12 protein-coding genes are annotated in these 12807 nt (G+C 75.7%); 8 read left to right on the top strand and 4 right to left on the bottom strand.

What is annotated here, in order from left to right:
- Positions 1-14: 14 nt before the first annotated feature.
- Positions 15-1535 (bottom strand): hypothetical protein, encoded by a 1521-nt coding sequence (locus CAE01nite_RS14820; RefSeq protein WP_146906103.1) that lies wholly within the window; start codon positions 1533-1535, stop codon positions 15-17.
- 151 nt (positions 1536-1686) lie between these two features.
- On the opposite strand from CAE01nite_RS14820, the gene eccCa reads away from it, so the two are divergent.
- Genes eccCa through CAE01nite_RS14785 form a run of 7 tightly spaced genes read left to right on the top strand, consistent with a single transcriptional unit; the run spans position 1687 to position 9562 of the window.
- On the top strand, positions 1687-5760 hold the full coding sequence (gene eccCa / locus CAE01nite_RS14815) for a type VII secretion protein EccCa (RefSeq protein ID WP_146906101.1): 4074 nt from the start codon (positions 1687-1689) through the stop codon (positions 5758-5760).
- 54 nt (positions 5761-5814) lie between these two features.
- Positions 5815-6135, top strand: a complete 321-nt coding sequence (locus tag CAE01nite_RS14810) for a WXG100 family type VII secretion target (RefSeq protein WP_146906099.1) — start codon at positions 5815-5817, stop codon at positions 6133-6135.
- Positions 6132-7367 carry a WXG100 family type VII secretion target gene (locus tag CAE01nite_RS14805; protein WP_146906097.1) on the top strand — a complete coding sequence of 412 codons (1236 nt, stop codon included), beginning with the start codon at positions 6132-6134 and terminating at the stop codon, positions 7365-7367. Before CAE01nite_RS14810 ends, CAE01nite_RS14805 begins: the two co-directional genes overlap by 4 nt.
- The gene (locus CAE01nite_RS14800; protein ID WP_146906095.1) at positions 7358-7765 is read left to right on the top strand and encodes a hypothetical protein; all 408 of its coding nucleotides are present in this window, start codon (positions 7358-7360) and stop codon (positions 7763-7765) included. The genes CAE01nite_RS14805 and CAE01nite_RS14800 overlap by 10 nt, the downstream gene beginning before the upstream one ends.
- On the top strand, positions 7762-8214 hold the full coding sequence (locus CAE01nite_RS14795) for a hypothetical protein (protein WP_146906093.1): 453 nt from the start codon (positions 7762-7764) through the stop codon (positions 8212-8214). Before CAE01nite_RS14800 ends, CAE01nite_RS14795 begins: the two co-directional genes overlap by 4 nt.
- Positions 8211-9011 carry a hypothetical protein gene (locus CAE01nite_RS14790; protein ID WP_146906091.1) on the top strand — a complete coding sequence of 267 codons (801 nt, stop codon included), beginning with the start codon at positions 8211-8213 and terminating at the stop codon, positions 9009-9011. Before CAE01nite_RS14795 ends, CAE01nite_RS14790 begins: the two co-directional genes overlap by 4 nt.
- Entirely contained in the window at positions 9008-9562 is a 555-nt protein-coding gene (locus tag CAE01nite_RS14785) for a TY-Chap domain-containing protein (RefSeq protein WP_146906089.1), read from the top strand. Before CAE01nite_RS14790 ends, CAE01nite_RS14785 begins: the two co-directional genes overlap by 4 nt.
- Before the next feature lie 76 nt (positions 9563-9638).
- On the opposite strand, the gene CAE01nite_RS14780 is transcribed toward CAE01nite_RS14785, so the two are convergent.
- Both CAE01nite_RS14780 and CAE01nite_RS18250 read right to left on the bottom strand, forming a co-directional pair.
- A complete protein-coding gene (locus CAE01nite_RS14780) occupies positions 9639-9923 on the bottom strand; it encodes a DUF1905 domain-containing protein (RefSeq protein ID WP_146906087.1) in 285 nt (94 codons plus the stop codon).
- A gap of 138 nt (positions 9924-10061) precedes the next feature.
- Entirely contained in the window at positions 10062-10433 is a 372-nt protein-coding gene (locus CAE01nite_RS18250; RefSeq protein WP_186816604.1) for an ATP-binding protein, read from the bottom strand.
- 333 nt (positions 10434-10766) lie between these two features.
- On the opposite strand from CAE01nite_RS18250, the gene CAE01nite_RS18245 reads away from it, so the two are divergent.
- The gene (locus CAE01nite_RS18245; RefSeq protein WP_186816603.1) at positions 10767-11045 is read left to right on the top strand and encodes a hypothetical protein; all 279 of its coding nucleotides are present in this window, start codon (positions 10767-10769) and stop codon (positions 11043-11045) included.
- Between the two features lie 194 nt (positions 11046-11239).
- Here the strand turns inward: CAE01nite_RS18245 and CAE01nite_RS14770 are convergent, their stop codons facing one another.
- Positions 11240-12769: an MDR family MFS transporter gene (locus CAE01nite_RS14770; protein WP_246131237.1), complete on the bottom strand. Its 1530-nt coding sequence runs from the start codon at positions 12767-12769 to the stop codon at positions 11240-11242.
- Positions 12770-12807: the final 38 nt, after the last annotated feature.

Raw genomic sequence — 12807 nt, 5'->3', positions numbered from 1 at the left:
CCGGCGGTGGCCATTCAGGTCACGAGCCCCCGGATCCACGGCACGAGGGCGGCGGCCCAGACCGCGAGGGGCAGCGCCCCGGCGACGCACAGCGCCTCGAGCACGTCCGCCAGCCGGCCCAGCCCCAGGGACGTCCAGCCCCGGCCGACGACGGGCGCGAGCAGCACCAGGGCGACCGTCACGGCGGCAAGCCCGACGCCGACGGCGGCGCCGACGCCGCCGGGCACCCGTCCGGCGAGCACCACCGCGGCGGCGGCGACGGCCGCGAGGCCGCTCCACCGGAGCAGCCAGCGGTCCGTGCGGTCCTGGTACCGGCGCGCCACGAGCGCGAGACCGGTGCCGGCCGTCCCCAGCAGCAGCGTGGTCGCGAGAGCGGAGCCCGGGGACGCGGCGACGAGGGCCGCGCTGGACACGCAGACGCCGGCGAGCACGCCGGCCAGCACCACCCGCTGATGGCGGACGGCGTCCCGGACCTGCCCGACGACGTCGTCCCGGCGGATGGGGCGCCACCGCGGGTGCGCACGGCGGGGGCGCGGGGACCAGGCCGTCGTCGAGAGCCGGTCGAGGTCCACCAGCGCGGCGGTGTCCACGTCCACGACGACGTCGGGCAGGACGCGGGCGAGCGGCACGGCCACGGCCACCGCACCCACGGCGACCACCGTCACCGGCCACGACGCCACGAGCGCCAGGACCGCCGTGGCGGTCACGGTCAGCCCCACCACCACGGTGGTCGCGGCGAGCCGTCGGAGGAGCGGCGTGCCGCTGCGGCCCACGACGGCGCTGACGGCGGCTCCGAGCCCGCCGGCGGCCACGGCCAGGTGGCCCGCGCCGGTCGGCAGCCCCGGCACGAGGCCGAGCAGGAGGAGGCCGGCGCCGACGCCCGCACCGACGGCGGCGGAGAGCCGGACGCGCACGCCGCGGCCGGCCCAGGAGGCGGCGAGCGCCGCGAGGAGGAGCACGGCCCCCGGCACGGCGCCGTCGGACGCGGCACCCGGGAGCAGCACGGTCGCCGCCGTCAGCGCGGTCAGGCCCAGGCCGGTCACCGGCGCGAACCAGGATGTGCGGGTCGCCGCTGGTGCGGAGGTGGCCGCCGTCCTGGCCCCGCGCCACGCCGAGCCCTCGGTCCCGCGGTGGGCGGTCCCCGACCGGGTGGTGGCCCCCCCGGGCAGCGGCACGGGCACCGGGACGGGCGCAGGCACGGCCGCGGTGGTGGCGCCGGCGACGACCTGCCCCGTCGTCCTCGACCCGGGCGCGTGCGCGGCGGACAGCGGCCCGGACGGCTGCACCCGGCTCGGGGCGAGGCCCCCGGCGTCGACGGCGACGAGGACGGCTCCGTCCGGGATGCCGGCGCCGGTCAGCACGGCGGTGCGGCGCAGCCGCTGCCCACCGGGGGAGAGGGCCTCCGTGGTCGTGGGCAGCCCGAGCTGGTCGAGGACGTCACCCAGCCGGGCACGGGGGTCGACGACCACGTCGCGCACCCGGCCGGCACCCATGACGGAGAACCGGCGCAGCTCGGTCCCGGCGTCGTCGGTCATGACACCCCCTCCACCCGCGCACACCCTAGTGGCCGGACGGGCGACGCCCCCCCCCGGGTGACCCCTCCGGTGCCGCGGCTCGCCCACGACCGCCCGCGCCTATATTGAGGGCCGCCGGAGCGCAGCGCCCCGGGCAGAGGCGGGGGAGCGGATGGCGCACGGGACCGACGAGCAGCTGCGGCCGCCGCAGCTGCCCACCGGCCGCATCGAGCTCGACCCGCCGCCCGAGCTCTACCAGGGCGAAGGCCTCGGCGGCTCCCTCATGATGCTGCTCCCCATGCTGGGTGGCCTCGGCAGCGTCGTCTTCGTCGCCGTCGCGAACCCGGGGCCGCTGGGCCTCATCGCCGGCGGGCTGTTCTTCGTCACGATGGCGGGGTTCGTCGGCGTGACCCTCTGGCGCAACGTCGCGATGCGCCGCGCACGCGTGACGGACAACCGCCGCTCCTACCTCCGCTACCTCGGCAAGGTCCGCGAGCAGGCTCGCCGTGCCGCCGCCCAGCAGCGCCAGGCCCTCACGTGGCGGTTCCCCGCCCCGCACGCGCTGCCCTTCGTGGCCGCCGAGCCGGCGCGGGTGTGGACGCACGAGCCGGAGGACCCGAACTTCCTGCTCGTGCGCTACGGCACCGGTCCGCAGCAGCTCGCCACCGAGCTCGTCCCGCCGGACACCGACGCGATGGACACCCTCGACCCGGTCACCGCGTCGGCCCTGCACCGGCTGCTCAAGACCCACCGCGTCCAGCCCGACCTGCCCTCGACCGTCCTGCTGCGCGGCTTCGCCCGCATCGAGGTCACCGGTGGGGCGGAGGACGTCCGCGCCCTGGCCCGGGCGATGGTGTGCTCGGCCGCGGTGTCGACGGCCCCGGCCGACCTCCTGGTCGCGGTCGTCGCCGGGTCGCAGGAGCGCGAGCAGTGGGAGTGGGTCAAGTGGCTGCCGCACGCGCACTCCCCGGTCGCGGTCGACGCCGCCGGGCCGGCCCGCCTCGTCGTCGACGACGTCGACGACCTCCTGGCGCTGCTCCCCCCGGAGGTGCCGAACCGGGGCCGCTTCGTGTACGGGGACGAGTCGAGCCTGCCCCACCTGCTCCTGGTCGTCGACGGCGGGCACGCCCCCGCCACGAGCCCGCTGCTCCCGCCCGAGGGGGTCGCGGGCATCACGGTCATGGAGCTGCCCGAGGCGTGGGGGGAGCTCGCGGAGGCCGCCCGGCTGCGGCTGCACGTGGAGAGGTCACCGCACCACGACAAGGTGATGGTCTCGGCGGTGCGGCCCCGGATGGAGCCTGTCAGCGGCGAGGCGGACGCGATGTCGGTGACGGTCGCCCAGGCGGTGGCCCGGCGGCTCACGCCGCTCGGGGACGACCACCGGGTGGGGGAGGGCGACGGCGTCCGGCAGGCGCAGGAGCTCACGGACCTGCTGGGCCTCGGTGACGTCCGCGACCTCGACGTCCGCCGGGCGTGGCGCCCCCGCCCCGAGCGTGACCGCCTGCGGGTGCCGATCGGCGTCTCGCCCGACGGCACCCCGGTCTACCTGGACCTCAAGGAGTCCGCCCAGCAGGGCATGGGCCCCCACGGACTCGTCATCGGGGCGACCGGCTCGGGCAAGTCCGAGCTGCTGCGCACCCTGGTCCTCGCCCTCGCGATGACGCACTCCTCCGAGACCCTGAACTTCGTGCTGGTCGACTTCAAGGGCGGCGCGTCCTTCGCCGGGATGGCGGGGCTGCCCCACGTCTCGGCGGTCATCACCAACCTCAGCGAGGAGCTCTCGCTCGTCGACCGCATGCAGGACGCGCTGAGCGGGGAGATGGTCCGGCGGCAGGAGATCCTGCGGCGGTCGGGGAACTACCAGTCGGTCCGCGACTACGAGCGCGACCGCGCCGCCGGGGCGGACTTCGAGCCGCTGCCGAGCCTGCTCGTCGTGGTGGACGAGTTCTCCGAGCTTCTCGCCGCCAAGCAGGAGTTCGCCGACCTCTTCGTCGTCATCGGTCGACTGGGCCGCTCGCTCGGCATCCACCTCCTGCTCTCCTCCCAGCGCCTGGACGAGGGCCGGCTGCGCGGACTGGAGTCCCACCTGTCGTACCGGGTCGGCCTGCGCACCTTCTCCGCCGCCGAGTCCCGGGCCGTCCTGGGCGTCACCGACGCCTACGAGCTGCCGCCGGTGCCGGGTCGCGGGTACCTCAAGGGGGACCAGGCCACGCTGCAGGCCTTCCAGGCGGCGTACGTCTCCGGCCCGCCGCCGTCGCGGGGCGGCACGGTCGACGACCACGACACCGGCCCCGCACGTGTCCAGGTCCTGCCCTTCCGGGCCGCGCCGGTCCACGCCGAGGACGATCTCCTGGCCACCGGCGTGGCCACCGGCGCGGTCGTGGGCGCGGGCGCGGTGGCTCCCGCGGACGACGGTGCCGCCCGCCGCCGCGGCGCCGACCCGCTCGTGGGCGGCTCCTCCGGTCACGGACCTGCCGGCGGTCCGGCCACAGGCCCCGCGAGGACCCGCGCCGAGAAGGTGACCACCTTCGACCTGGCCGTCCGCGCCATGGTCGGCCGGGGCCCGGCCGCCCACGAGGTCTGGCTGCCGCCGCTGGACGTGCCGGACACCTTCGACGCGCTCATGCCCGACCTGGCCGCCGACCCCGAGCTCGGGCTCGTCTCCCGGGCGTGGCGCGAGCACGGGGTGCTGACCTTCCCGATCGGCACGGTCGACGTCCCCAGGGAGCAGCGCCGCGAGCCCGTCGTGTGCCGGCTGGCCGGCGCCGGGGGCCACGTCGGCGTCGTCGGCGGGCCGCACAGCGGGCGCTCGACGCTGCTGCGGAGCATCGTCACCGGCCTGGCGCTGACCCACACGCCGCAGGAGGCCCAGGTCTACGTCCTGGACTTCGGTGGCGGCACCTTCGCCGCCCTGTCCGGTCTGCCGCACGTCGCGGGGATCGGGACGCGCGCCGAGCCCGACGTCGTGCGCCGGGTCGTCGCCGAGGTCTCCGGGATCGTCGAGGCCCGCGAGCGGGGTTTCCGGCGACACCGGATCGACGGCATCGAGAACTACCGGTCCCGGCGCGCCGAGGTCGACGACGGGTACGGCGACGTCTTCCTGGTGGTCGACGGCTGGGCCACGTTGCGCAGCGACTTCGAGGCGCTGGAGTCCGAGCTGCAGCTGCTCGCGCAGCGGGCGCTGACCTACGGCGTGCACCTGCTGACCTCCGCCACCCGGTGGACCGACTACCGCCCCGCGGTGCGGGACATCATTGCCACCCGGTACGAGCTGCGCCTGGGTGACCCGTTCGACTCCGGGATCGACCGCAAGGTCGCGGTCAACGTCCCCACCGACCGCCCCGGCCGCGGGGTCGTGGCGTCGGGACTGCACTTCCTCGGTGCCCTGCCGCGCATCGACGCCCGCCCGCAGCCGAGCACCTTGCGAGCCGGCGTCGACCACCTCGTGAGCTCGGTCGCCGCGGCGTGGCACGGCCCCGCCGGGCCGAAGCTGCGGCTGCTGCCCGGCCGGGTCCCGCTCGAGGACGTCCGGGCCGCCGCACCGGCGACGACGTCGGGCCTCCTGCTCGGCCTCGACGAGCGGGCGCTCGCCCCGGTGGTCCTCGACGTCCGGTCCGACCCCCACCTGCTCGTCTACGGCGACGGCCGCGCGGGGAAGTCCGCGGTGCTGCGCACCTACCTCAGCGAGGTCATGCGCACCCGCACGCCTCGCGAGGCGGCGATCTTCCTCGTCGACTACCGGCGCGCCCACCTCGGGTTCGTGCCCGAGGAGTACCTCGCGTCCTTCAGCTCCAACGCCGGCCAGGCTGCGGCGGACCTCGAGGAGCTCGCCGAGTTCCTCCGCACCCGCATCCCCGGCGCCGACGTCACGCCCCAGCAGCTGCGGGAGCGGTCGTGGTGGTCGGGGCGGGAGGCGTTCGTCGTCGTCGACGACTACGAGCTCGTGGCCACGGCGTCGGGCAACCCGCTGGCACCGCTCCTGCCGCTGCTCGCCCAGGCGCAGGACGTCGGGCTGCACGTCGTGCTGGCACGCCGCGCGGCGGGGTCCACGCGCGCCTACGACGGCTTCCTCGCCGCCCTCGCCGACCTCGCCCCGCCCGGGATCGTCCTCAGCGGCGACCCCGGCGAGGGGGCTCTGCTCCGCACGGTCCGGCCGGTGCACCAGCCCCCCGGTCGTGGCCGACTCGTCACGCGCGACCCCGGCTTCCAGGTGGTGCAGACGGCATGGGTCGACCCGGTCGGGTGAGGCGTCGGCACGCCGACTTGCGAGCGGCCGACGCCGTTCGCTAGACACGGCCCCATGACGGATGGGTACGTCGTCGATCCGGAGGTGCTGCGCTCGGTCGCGGGCACCCTGCGGTCGCGGGCCGATGCCAACGGCAGCCCCGGCACCTACGGGCTCGGCGGTCGCGTCGACGCCGGCCGGTCGTCGGGCGAGATCGCCAAGGCGGTCAAGTGGCTCGGCGAGGAGCTGGAGAAGGCCACGACCTCCCTGGACGCCCTCGCCGACAACCTCCAGGGAGTCGCGGACCGGTACCGGGCCACCGACGAGGGCTCGGCGCGCGACTACGACGGCGCCCGCACCCCTGCGCCGTCCGCGGGCCCGGTGGGCCCGCGGTGATCGACACCCGGGTGCACGGCGATCCGTCGGCGTGCCACTCGCTCGCCGCCTCGCTGCAGTCGTACGAGAGCGCCCTCGAGGGCACGGTCGACGCGCTCACCGCCGGCCGCGCCCAGGCCGACGGGGCGTGGGACGGGCTGGCCTCGGACAGGTTCGCCGCGGAGCTCACCGGCCTGCGGTCCGAGGTCGCCACCCTGCGGGAGCGGTCCTCCCGCTTCCGGGAGAAGCTCACCGACTTCGCCGAGTCGTTGACGCGCGTGCGCAGCTCGTTCGCGGGCCTGCGCGCGGACGCTGCGGCGGCCGGGCTGTCCCTCTCGGGCGGGTCGATCCTGCCGCCCACCGCGCCGGCCGCTGATGCCGAGGACGACGGGACGTACGAGAACCGGGTGCGGGCCTACAACGGTCTGGTGCAGCGCGCCGAGGAGGCGCGCACGAGGGAGGAGTCCGCCCACGAGCGCGTCACGAGCGCCACCAAGGACCTGACGGCCGCCCCGATCATCGTGACGCTCCTGGAGAAGCTCGGCTTCCTGCCCAGCTCGACGTCCCCGTGGGGGCTCGGAGCCTTCGCGCTCGGCAGCGGTCTGTCCGGCGCAGGATGGGCGGCGTCCTACTTCACCACGGTCCGGTACGGCACCTTCCGGCCCCGCCACCCCGCGGGCGCACCGGGCGGGATCGGCGGCCGGTACCGGGACATGGGCGAGTTCCGCAGCCGGCCGTGGTACGAGCGGGCCCGGGACGGGGCCCGGAAGACGAACTACCAGGCACAGCAGGGCATGACCGCCCCCCGGGGACGGTGGAACGCGGTGGGCAGGTGGACCGGGCGGCTCGGTGTCGGCCTCACCTCCGTGACCAGCGCCGTCGGCCAGTGGCGGGAGGACAGCGACGACCCGAGCATGGGCACCGCCGAGCGGACCACCCGCGCGGCCACCAAGGGCGCCACGACCGGCGCGGGGGCGTGGGCCGGCGGTGTGGCCGGCGCGCAGCTCGGTGCCGGGATCGGCAGCCTCGCCGGGCCGGTCGGCACCGTCGTGGGTGGTGTCGTCGGCGGTGTCATCGGTGGCGCGATCGGCGCCGGCGTCGGGGAGTGGGTCGGGGACCAGCTCGTCGACGTGGCCGGCGACGCCGGTGAGGTGGTCGGCGACGCCGCGGAGGACGTGGGGGAGTTCCTCGGCGACGCCGCCTCCGGCGCGGGCGACGCCATCGGCGACGCGTGGGACGGGCTGTGGGACTGATGCTGCTCGACGTCGTCCTCCTCGCCGCCGGCGCCGGCGTGCTCGCCGCGTCCGTCCGGCGACGCCGTGGGCGAAGCGGTGGACGGGCGTGGGCCCAGGAGCAGTTCTCCCGGCAGGGCTGGCTGTTCTGCATGCCCGGGATCGGGCTGATGCTCGTGGCGGCCGCCCTGCTGCGGATCGGTGGGGCCGTCGACCTGGTGGCGCTGACCGTCGTCGCCGTCGTCGCCTTCTTCGTCGGTGCCGCGGTGTTCTTCTGGGGTGCGCTCTTCCTGCCGGCCCCGGCCTGGGCACTACCCGCGTGGCTCCGCCCCGTCGTCGCGCGGGAGAGGCGTGAGGTGCGGGAGCGGCGCGAGGACCGCCGCCGGCGGCGCGCCGGGAAGCGGGAGGGCGCACGATGAGGGCCGAGGTCCCGCTCGCCGTCGGGACGCTGACCGTGGGACTGCCGCTGGGCTGGGACGTCCTCGACAGCCCGCCGGTCGGGGTCGCCCTGCTCGCCGTCGCGCCGACGGCCTCGTCCGGCGTCCGGCCGAACCTCGTCGTCACGGTCGACGACGTCTCGGGCCTCGCCGGCCTGCGCGACTGGCAGCAGGGGTCGGACCGGCTCATGGCCGGCACGCTCGACGCCTACCAGCTCCTCGACCTCGAGCGGGTGGCGCTCTCCGGCGCCGACGGCGTGCGGCGGCTGGCCACCCACGTCGTCGACGGCGCGAGCAGTCTCACGATGGAGCAGTGGGCGGTCATCTTCGCGGACCAGGGCGTCACCCTCACCGGCACCGTGGCGACCGCGGACTACCCCGCCGTCGCGCCCGTTCTCCGCGCGTGCGCCGAGAGCCTGAGCCTGCGGTGAGCGTGGTCCTGGACCGGCCGACCGGGCGCCTGCGGGCCTCCACGGCGGAGCTGGCGGCCCTCCTCGCCCTCGCACAGGGGGTGGCCCCAGACTCCCTCCACGCGGGCGACGTCGCCGCGCTGCGGACGGCAGGGGTCCTCACCACGGACGGCATCGACGGCGACGTCGTCGCCGTGCTCGCGGGCCTGTCCCGAGCCGGCGTCCACGTCGAGCTCGCGATGACGCGCCCGTCCGGCTCCGAGCTGCACCGGGTGTGGGCCGCGGCGGACACCGCGACGCTCGCCGCGCAGGTGGGGGAGGACGCCTACGACCTCCTCGCCGTGCCGCCCTCGCTCGTGGTCCCCACGCTCGCCCGGCTCATGCCGCTCGCGCCGCGCCCGCTGCTCCCCGGTGACGTGCTCGACGTCCCGCAGGACACGGTCGGCGCCCTCGTGGGTCCGGAGCGGGCGTTCGCGGCCAACGCGCTGCTCGCCCACGTGCCGGACGGCTGGGAGGCGGCCGTCGACGACGTGCGCGCCGGTCGGGTGCGCCTGCACGGCCTCGCCGCGCTGTGGGTGGACCCCGCGGGCGAGCCGGCCGGTCGCCGGTTCTCCGTGCTCGCCACCCCGCACGGCCTCGCGGAGGTCGTCGCGCTGGAGGACGGGCGCTCGGGTCTGCGACCGGTCCGCTCCACGGAGGTGTGGTCGATGCTCGTGGAGCTCCTGCCGGCCGACGGCGAGGTCGCGCCGGACTCCGACGTCTCGCCGGTCGTGCCGGCGCCCTCCGGTGCCGACGGCGTCCCGGGGGGTCGGGCGTGACGATCGACGAGGTCCTGCGCACCGACGACTGGGCCGAGGTCGAGTCGGTGCTCGTCGGTCACCTCGCCGGCCTGCACCGACAAGGGTTCGTCACCCTCGAGCCGCCGGAGCCGCCCCCGGGTCCGCCCCCGCAGGACCCGCCGAGCCGCGGAGTCCTCGGCCGGCTGCGCAGGCAGCGGATCACGGTCCGCGACCGGCCGCTCGTCCAGCTCGCGCGCGAGAACGAGTACCTCGACGCCGAGTGCAGCGGTCCCGTGGGGGACCCGGGGGTGGACGGCGGCTACCCCTGGGACGAGGAGCAGCAGCGCCGGCTGCTCGCGCTCGGCTGGCAGCCGCCCGAGGAGCTCGACGACTGGCACATGTACCGGTGGTACGGGCCGGCGCCCGACGGTCTGCCTGATCGGTTGCGGCAGAGGGTGGACGACGCCGCCCCGGTGCCGCCGGCCACTGCCGCGGACGCCGCCCGCCTCGTCGTGGCCACCCTGCGTGACGTCTACGGGATGCGGAGCCCCGCCGGCCTGCACCTGGTCGTCGACCGCCTGCCCGGCTGAGCGGACCCGGTCGGCGCCGCACGCCTCCCTGTCGAGACGGTCGGGACGGGCGGCAGGTGCCGCCGAGGTGGTGTGCTCAGCTCAGCCGCTCGGTGAGGTGCACCTCGACCTCGTCGCCGTCGTCCTTGCCGGCGGCCCTGCGGATGGCGGCTGCCACCGGGAGCTTGTGGGTGCCGTCGCCCAGCGCCATGAACGCTCCGGTGAACGGGTGACCGTCCACGGTGCCGGCGACCTTGACCAGACCACGCGTGCCGAAGACCTCCGCCGACCCCGGCAGCTGGACGCACGTCCACGTGTCGCCCGGCCGCACCTTGCCCAGCCGTGCGGTGAAGGTGATGTCCAGGGGCCCGGTGGCAGCCATGTCCGCTCCTTCGCGCTGTGACGGGTCCCCGCCCGCCGCCCACCGTGAGGCGGCGACCGCAGGACGGACCTCGTCGCGGTGTCACCGGGGAAGACCCGTGCCGCGTCGGGGAGTCATCGCTCGCCGACCCGGCCGTCGTCACATCCGGGCCTCGAACCACACCGTCTTCCCGGACGGGGAGCGCTGGTAGCAGCCCCACCGCGCGGCGCGGGCGTCGACGAGGAACATGCCGCGACCCCCCGCGTCGCCCGGGGCAGCGTGCCGCACCCGCGGTGAGGCGTGTCCGTCGTCGTCCACCTCGACCCGGAACACCGGACCGGCGGCGCGGGCTCGTACGACGATGGCGCCGTCGGCGGGCCCGTGGAGCACCGCGTTCGCGACCAGCTCGCTCGACAGGAGGGTGATCGTCGCCAGGGCCGCCGGTGAGGCGCCGCAGCGGACCGCCTGCGCGGTCACCCAGCGGCGTCCCTCGCGCACGAGCTCCGTTCGCGCGCTGATGGCGAGGGACATGGGTCTCCAGCGGGTCGGTCGAGGTGGCTCGCGGGGTGCGGGACGCACGTCCAGGGTGCGCCGTCGGGCGGACCGCGGCCACCCAGGACGCCGCCGGGGATGGCGAAGGGTGGCGTCGTGGGCTGCTCGCTCCCCGCGCCGGCCGCCACGACGTCGTGTCCCGTCGCAGCACCGGCGCCCGACCGCACCCACATCCGTGCGCCCCCGGCCCAGGGCCGTCGTCGAGGATCCGTGCCGGGCGATCTTTGCTATCGGCGACGCGGGGGCGCACCCTGGCGACGCACGGTCGACGAGGCAGCTGCCTCCGACGCCGGCTAGGGAAGAGGCAGCGCGATGACGAGTTCCAGACCGGCCATGATCGTCTCGGGAGTTCCGTACGCGGTGACCGAGCTCGAGGGCAAGGAACCGGCCACGCTCGAGGCGTTCGCCGGACCCATCACGATGCACACCCAAGGATCCACCGGGGACCACGAGATCTGCGGCGACGGCGAGGACGTCCACGACGGCGTCGTGCGCGTCCACGAGAAGGACCATCACGGGACGGGCAAGGACGTCCGGGTATGGGCCGTCTCCGCCTCGCCCGACGAGGACGGGTTCGTCGCTGCCGGCTGAGAGCGCCACGTCCCGGCCGCTGACCACACGGCGCCCACCAGGGTGGGCCGCCCGGGCGACTCGTCCCCGATGACGGGTGCGCGTGAGGCCTCACCCGCACCGGCAGCGACTCGGCCGGCCGGAGCGCGACGTGCCCGTCCCGCGGGCGCGTCGTGCCCAGGCGGAGCGCAGTCTGCGTCGAGCGCCGTGGGCCGTCAGTGCGGGAGGGAGGCGGTCGGCGTGCCCGACGCCGGCCTGCGGACGAAGAGCACCGCGGGGACCAGGGTGAGCGAGAGGATCGCGGCGACGAGGAACGCAGCGCGGACGCCGGCGATCGTCCCTGCGGCCTCGGCGGTGTCGCTGCCTGCGGCTGTCGCGACGACGGCGACCACGGTGATGAAGAGCGCTGTGCCGGCCGCGGCGGCGACCTGCTGGAAGGTGCCCAGCACTGCGCTGCCGTGCGAGTAGAGCCGGGGCGGGAGCGATCCGAGGCCGGCTGTCATCAGGGGCGTGAAGGTGGCGGCCAGGCCCACCATGAGCGCGACGTTCGTGGCCACCAGCAGCGCCGTGGAGGTGGTCGCACTGACGGTCGTCAGGACCCACAGGGCACCGCTGATCAAGGTGACGCCAGGCACCAGCAGGACGCGCGGTCCGTGGGCGTCGTAGATGCGGCCCACGAAGGGGCTGGCGAGGCCCATCATCAAGCCACCGGGCAGCGTGATCAGGCCGGTCTGCAGCGGCGCCAACCCGAGCCCGCGCTGGGCGAACAGGGGCAGGAGGATGAAGGCCCCGAACATCGTCGCGGTGGCGAGCAGCATCGCGCCCATCGAGATGGCGAACAGCGACGACCGGAAGACCCGCAGGTCCAGCAGGGCGCGGTCCTCGCGCTGCAGGGCCAGCTGCCGGACGACGAACAGCACGAGCGAGACGCCGCCGACGGTGAACAGCGCCCAGACCGGGATGGCCGCCCCTCCTTCCGCTGCCTCGCCGATGCTCGCCATCCCGTAGACGAGACCGCCGAAGCCGAGCGCGGCGAGCGGTACCGACACGAGGTCCACGCGAGCGCGCGACGTCTCGGAGACGGTGACCAACCACCTCGCCCCGAGCGCGAGCGTGGCCAGGGCGATCGGCAGCACGACGAGGAAGATCCCTCGCCAGCCGAACCGGCCGATGACGAAGCCGGAGAGAGTCGGCCCCAGGGCCGGCGCGACCGAGATGACGATCGAGATGTTGCCCATCATCAGGCCGCGTCGCGCGGCCGGGACGAGCGTCATCACGGTCGTCATCAGCAGCGGCATCATGATCGCCGTGCCGGACGCCTGGACGACCCGCGCCGCCAGGAGCACCACGAACCCGGGGGCCACCGCTGCCGCGAGGGTGCCGGCGCTGAACAGGCTCATCGCCAGCACGAAGAGCCTTCGGGTGGGCACGCGCTGGATGAAGAACCCTGTGAGCGGGATCACGACGGCCATGGTCAGCATGTAGGCCGTCGTCAGCCACTGGGCGACGCTCAGCGCGACGCCGAGGTCGTCCTGCAGCACCGGCAACGCGACGCTCATGACCGTCTCGTTGAGGATCACCGTGAACGCAGCCACCATCAGCACCGCGATCACGAGGCGGTGCTGGCGCGAGAGCCTGTCCGCCGGCGCGGCGACACGGGCGGTCCCGGCCTCGGCCGCGACCAGCGGAGCGCTCGCCTGGCGCGCGTCGCTGCCCTCCGTCTGGCATTCGGTGCGACTGGTCAAGACAAGCCCTTCTTCGGTGGTCGGTGCTGCGGAGCCAG

Source organism: Cellulomonas aerilata (assembly GCF_007991755.1).
GTDB lineage: Bacteria > Actinomycetota > Actinomycetes > Actinomycetales > Cellulomonadaceae > Pengzhenrongella > Pengzhenrongella aerilata.
This window is presented reverse-complemented; position numbering and strand designations above follow the sequence as displayed.